The sequence below is a fragment of the Streptococcus mitis genome (assembly GCF_001579035.1).
GTDB lineage: Bacteria > Bacillota > Bacilli > Lactobacillales > Streptococcaceae > Streptococcus > Streptococcus mitis_J.
Map to the genome: position 1 here is coordinate 12,175 of NZ_KQ970287.1, position 4,736 is coordinate 16,910.

At 40.8% G+C, this 4,736-nt stretch carries 7 protein-coding genes, 1 tRNA gene and 1 pseudogene; 8 read left to right on the top strand and 1 reads right to left on the bottom strand.

The window, feature by feature from the left end; translation table 11 throughout:
- The 4 genes and pseudogenes from SMIDD26_RS04465 to SMIDD26_RS04480 all read left to right on the top strand — a co-directional run.
- Window positions 1–441 (top strand): ABC-2 family transporter protein (locus SMIDD26_RS04465; RefSeq protein WP_246746901.1); only part of this gene is annotated, 441 nt, incomplete at its 5' end.
- Window position 442: 1 nt separating this feature from the next.
- Window positions 443–1,229, top strand: a pseudogene (locus SMIDD26_RS04470) (ABC transporter permease).
- Between the two features lie 100 nt (window positions 1,230–1,329).
- Window positions 1,330–1,402 (top strand) — tRNA-Thr (locus SMIDD26_RS04475).
- Window positions 1,403–1,597: 195 nt separating this feature from the next.
- The gene (locus SMIDD26_RS04480) at window positions 1,598–1,906 is read left to right on the top strand and encodes a hypothetical protein (RefSeq protein ID WP_061439187.1); all 309 of its coding nucleotides are present in this window, start codon (window positions 1,598–1,600) and stop codon (window positions 1,904–1,906) included.
- Window positions 1,907–1,985: 79 nt separating this feature from the next.
- On the opposite strand, the gene SMIDD26_RS04485 is transcribed toward SMIDD26_RS04480, so the two are convergent.
- Window positions 1,986–2,345: a DUF3397 family protein gene (locus tag SMIDD26_RS04485; protein ID WP_012972478.1), complete on the bottom strand. Its 360-nt coding sequence runs from the start codon at window positions 2,343–2,345 to the stop codon at window positions 1,986–1,988.
- 91 nt (window positions 2,346–2,436) lie between these two features.
- Between SMIDD26_RS04485 and SMIDD26_RS04490 the strand changes: the two genes are divergently transcribed.
- The 4 genes from SMIDD26_RS04490 to SMIDD26_RS04505 all read left to right on the top strand — a co-directional run.
- Window positions 2,437–3,393, top strand: coding sequence for a tRNA modification radical SAM protein MnmL/YtqA (locus tag SMIDD26_RS04490; protein ID WP_061439189.1), 957 nt, complete (start codon window positions 2,437–2,439; stop codon window positions 3,391–3,393).
- Window positions 3,377–3,934 (top strand): tRNA 5-(aminomethyl)-2-thiouridylate-methyltransferase MnmM, encoded by a 558-nt coding sequence (locus tag SMIDD26_RS04495; RefSeq protein ID WP_061439191.1) that lies wholly within the window; start codon window positions 3,377–3,379, stop codon window positions 3,932–3,934. The genes SMIDD26_RS04490 and SMIDD26_RS04495 overlap by 17 nt, the downstream gene beginning before the upstream one ends.
- Entirely contained in the window at window positions 3,927–4,181 is a 255-nt protein-coding gene (locus tag SMIDD26_RS04500) for a hypothetical protein (RefSeq protein ID WP_000361085.1), read from the top strand. Before SMIDD26_RS04495 ends, SMIDD26_RS04500 begins: the two co-directional genes overlap by 8 nt.
- Window positions 4,182–4,192: 11 nt before the next feature.
- Window positions 4,193–4,736: cation:proton antiporter domain-containing protein (locus tag SMIDD26_RS04505; protein ID WP_246746902.1), on the top strand; the 544-nt coding region annotated here is incomplete at its 3' end.

Here is a 4,736-nt window from a genome sequence, read left to right on the forward strand (position 1 = left end):
CCATTTTTAAGTGTCATTGTCTTGATGAAAATCTTATCTGGGCAAGGAATTGTAGAAGTGCTGGGATTAACTGTCCTTTACCTCTTTAGCCTAACGATCGCCTATCTGATTAACTTTTTCTTTAATATCTGTTTTGGGTTTTCAGCCTTTGTGTTTAAAAATCTTTGGGGTTCCAATCTACTCAAGACTTCCATAGTGGCTTTTATGTCTGGAAGTTTGATTCCCTTGGCTTTCTTTCCAAAGGTTGTTTCAGATATTCTGTCCTTCCTGCCTTTTTCATCCTTGATTTATACTCCAGTTATGATTATCGTTGGGAAATACGATGCCAATCAGATTCTTCAGGCGCTCGCTTTGCAGTTTTTCTGGCTCTTAGTGATGGTGGGCTTGTCTCAGTTGATTTGGAAACGAGTCCAGTCATTCATTACCATTCAGGGAGGTTAGTATGAAAAAATATCAACGCATGCATTTGATTTTTATCAGACAGTACATCAAACAAATCATGGAATACAAGGTGGATTTTGTGGTTGGTGTCTTGGGAGTCTTTCTGACTCAAGGATTAAACCTCTTGTTTCTCAATGTCATCTTTCAACATATTCCATCCCTAGAAGGTTGGACCTTTCAAGAGATTGCCTTTATCTATGGCTTTTCCTTGATTCCTAAGGGATTTGACCATCTCTTTTTTGACAATCTCTGGGCACTGGGCCAACGCCTAGTGCGAAAAGGGGAGTTTGACAAGTATCTGACTCGTCCTATCAATCCCCTCTTCCACATCCTAGTCGAGACCTTTCAGATTGATGCCTTGGGTGAACTCTTGGTCGGTGGAATTTTTACTAGCGACAACAGTATCAAGCATTGCTTGGACTCTTCCAAAATTCTTGCTTTTCCTAGTCTGCATACCATTTGCGACCTTGATTTATACTTCCTTGAAAATCGCGACAGCTAGTATCGCTTTTTGGACCAAACAGTCAGGGGCTATGATTTACATCTTCTATATGTTTAATGATTTTGCCAAGTACCCGATTTCGATTTACAATTCTCTTCTTCGTTGGTTGATTAGCTTTATCGTGCCTTTTGCCTTTACGGCCTACTATCCTGCCAGCTATTTTTTGCAGGACAAGGATGTAATCTTTAACATCGGAGGTTTGATTTTGATTTCCCTCGTTTTCTTTGCTATTTCCTTGAAACTTTGGGATAGGGGCTTGGATTCCTACGAAAGTGCTGGTTCGTAAATAATAGAATATCAAAGCCTTGTCTTAGGACAGGCTTTTTCTAATAGAGATGAAAATTCCTTGACATCTATTCTCAGAGTGCTATACTGTAATTGTAATCGCCGATTTAGCTCAGTTGGTAGAGCAAGGCACTCGTAAAGCCTAGGTCACAGGTTCGATCCCTGCAATCGGCAAAGTGAAGAAACTCATTCTACTGGGTTTCTTTTTATTTTATCTTAACTATTGAGCCACTTAGACCGAGATATAGACCAGATAGGCAAAAGAACTTGTTCTTGAGAAACTCCTCTGCTATAATGATTTTTGTAAGGAACGTGAGGGGGCAGTATTAGACAACTCAAGTTCCTAAAAAAGAAATTGGAGATAAAGAAATGAAAAAATTATTGGGGATTGTATTTTTAGTAGCAGCAGCGACAGTAGTGTATTTTGGCTCTGTAGGTTGGCCAAGTTTGGATGTCAACCTCTGGTCATTGATTCCGGTAGGGCTGTTCCTCTTTTTCACACTAGAGAATCTTTTGAAAAAGGATTACAAGGCTGGTCTGATGTGTTTGATTATTGCCTTTATCATCGCAAATGCAATTTTGGACCTTTTGCCAATTTCAAGCGGCTTGGTGATTGGAGCAGGTGTGCTAGCTTGTGTAGGGATTGGCTATCTATTTCCTGATAAAGAGAGTAAATAGAAATTATTAAAAAAGATATAAAGAAAAACACTTCAATCACTGTATTTCAGCTTGATTGAGGTGTTTTCGATTTCATTTTTTATTTCTGTGCCATCAATTCAACAATCATCTCGATATACATGACAAGGGTTAATAAGAATCCTGCACGCCAGAAGAATTTGATGAATTTAGGATAGTAAAAGCTGCGTTTTTTCAAAAGGAAGAAAAAAACGAGAATAATGGCTAGAAGTGAGAGGGCTAGTCCCAGTCTAGGGAGAAAATTATGGGTAAAGGTTTTAGCTGTGATTAGGTAGTACTCAAATACCAAGACTGGAAAAGCCAAATCCGCAAAGTTTCGTCCTAGTTTTTTTAATCTAAAAAGTTTGGTTATGATAATGCAGACAACTAAGGTCAGTATCAATAATAAAATAGATGCTAATTTCATTAAAATCATATCCATATTGTATCATAAAAAATGGCTAATGGAAACGAGAAACAGAGGAATTTATAGGAAAGTCAGGCTTTTGAGATTGTGGGTGATTTTTGTTATAATGAAAGTTATGAAATCTTATAACACCTTGAATGATTACTATCGAAAACTCTTTGGAGAAAAGACTTTTAAAGTCCCTATTGATGCGGGGTTTGACTGTCCCAATCGTGATGGAACTGTGGCTCATGGAGGCTGTACTTTTTGTACGGTTTCAGGTTCTGGAGATGCCATTGTGGCACCGGATGCGCCTATCCGTGAGCAATTTTATAAGGAAATTGACTTTATGCATCGTAAATGGCCAGATGTTCATAAGTATCTGGTTTATTTTCAAAATTTTACCAATACCCATGAAAAGGTGGAAGTCATCCGAAAGCGCTATGAGCAGGCTATCAATGAGCCAGGTGTAGTAGGAATCAATATCGGAACGCGGCCAGACTGTTTACCCGATGAAACTATCGAATATTTGGCTGAGTTGTCGGAACGCATGCATGTGACGGTTGAATTGGGCTTGCAGACCACTTATGAAACAACCTCTGACCTGATTAACCGCGCCCATTCCTATGAATTGTACGTGGAAACGGTCAAGCGTTTGAGAAAGTATCCCAAGATTGAGATTGTTTCTCATTTGATCAATGGCTTGCCTGGCGAAACCCATGAAATGATGATTGAAAATGTCCGCCGCTGTGTTACGGATAACGATATTCAAGGGATTAAACTGCATTTGCTCCATCTTATGACAAATACTCGTATGCAACGGGACTACCACGAAGGACGTTTGCAGTTGATGAGCCAGGACGAATATGTCAAGGTCATCTGTGATCAGCTGGAAATCATTCCCAAGCATATTGTCATCCATCGAATCACAGGAGATGCACCTAGAGATATGTTGATTGGGCCTATGTGGAGCCTCAATAAATGGGAAGTCCTCAACAGCATTGAGATGGAGATGCGACGTCGTGGAAGCGTTCAAGGATGCAAGGCTGTAAAACAGGAGTTTGAAAATGAAAAGACCACTTGAAATGGCACATGATTTTTTGGCTGAGGTTGTAACTCAGGACGATATCGTAGTGGATGCGACTATGGGAAATGGTCACGACACCCTTTTTCTAGCCAAATTAGCCAAGAAAGTCTATGCCTTTGATATTCAGGAGCAAGCCTTGGAAAAGACCAAGGAGCGTTTGGACCAGGCTGGCCTGACAAATGCCCAGTTAATCTTGCAAGGTCATGAGACACTGGATCAGTTTGTGACAGAAGCCAAGGCAGGGATTTTTAATCTGGGCTATTTGCCGTCAGCTGATAAGTTCGTCATCACCCAACCTCAGACGACTATTGAAGCATTAGAAAAGCTATGTCATTTGCTTGTCAAAGGTGGACGGATTGCCATTATGATCTACTATGGTCATGAAGGAGGCGACCTCGAGAGGGATGCTGTCTTGGATTTTGTTAGCCAGTTGAACCAACAAGAGTACACAGCTACCATTTACCGAACTTTAAATCAAGTCAACAACCCACCATTTTTAGTAATGATTGAAAAATTAGAGAGATATAGACATGGATAAACAATACCTACGTGAAAAGCTGGATGCCATGCGCCAGAATTTTGTTGAATCAACCCACCACGAACGAGCAGTGGGTGTGTTAGACCAAGCACACATGAGCAAAAAAATGCTTAAAATCAAGAAAAAATTAGTTGCTCTTGAAATGGAACGGTGCCAGAGAAAAATTGAGCACAAAGACTGTTCCAAGATTGACCAAAAAATCAAAGAGCAGAAGGAGATATTTGAATCCTGTTGTAAAAAAGATTAAGGAGGACGTGCGTGGAATTACTGATTTACCTCATCCTATTTTTACTGGTCTTGATTGTCTCAAGTACAACCAATAAGCTCCTGCCTTTTTTGCCTCTCCCTTTGGTGCAGATTCTTTTGGGAATTGTGATTGGTCTCTTTTTACCCAATACCGACTTTCATCTCAATACGGAGTTGTTTTTGGCACTGGTTATCGGGCCCTTGCTTTTCCGAGAGTCCGAAGAAGCGGATATTACAGCTATTTTAAAACACTGGCGAATTATTGTCTATCTCATATTTCCAGTGATTTTTATCTCGACCCTGAGTTTGGGTGGCTTGGCCCATCTTCTTTGGCTCAGTCTTCCCTTGGCGGCTTGCTTGGCTGTTGGAGCGGCACTTGGGCCTACGGATTTGGTGGCTTTTGCCTCTCTTTCGGATCGGTTTAGCTTTCCAAAGCGCGTGTCCAATATCCTTAAGGGTGAAGGACTCTTGAATGACGCGTCTGGCTTGGTGGCCTTTCAGGTAGCTTTGACAGCTTGGACAACTGGAGCCTTTTCCCTTGGGCAAGCTAGCAGTT

What these genes read in the sequence shown, in the direction of transcription:
- SMIDD26_RS04480 (WP_061439187.1), top strand. Translation starts at nt 1,598, where the DNA reads ATGAAAAAATTATTGGGGATTGTATTTTTAGTAGCAGCAGCGACAGTA.
- SMIDD26_RS04490 (WP_061439189.1), top strand. Translation starts at nt 2,437, where the DNA reads ATGAAAGTTATGAAATCTTATAACACCTTGAATGATTACTATCGAAAA.
- SMIDD26_RS04485 (WP_012972478.1), bottom strand. Translation starts at nt 2,345, where the DNA reads ATGGATATGATTTTAATGAAATTAGCATCTATTTTATTATTGATACTG.
- SMIDD26_RS04495 (WP_061439191.1), top strand. Translation starts at nt 3,377, where the DNA reads ATGAAAAGACCACTTGAAATGGCACATGATTTTTTGGCTGAGGTTGTA.
- SMIDD26_RS04500 (WP_000361085.1), top strand. Translation starts at nt 3,927, where the DNA reads ATGGATAAACAATACCTACGTGAAAAGCTGGATGCCATGCGCCAGAAT.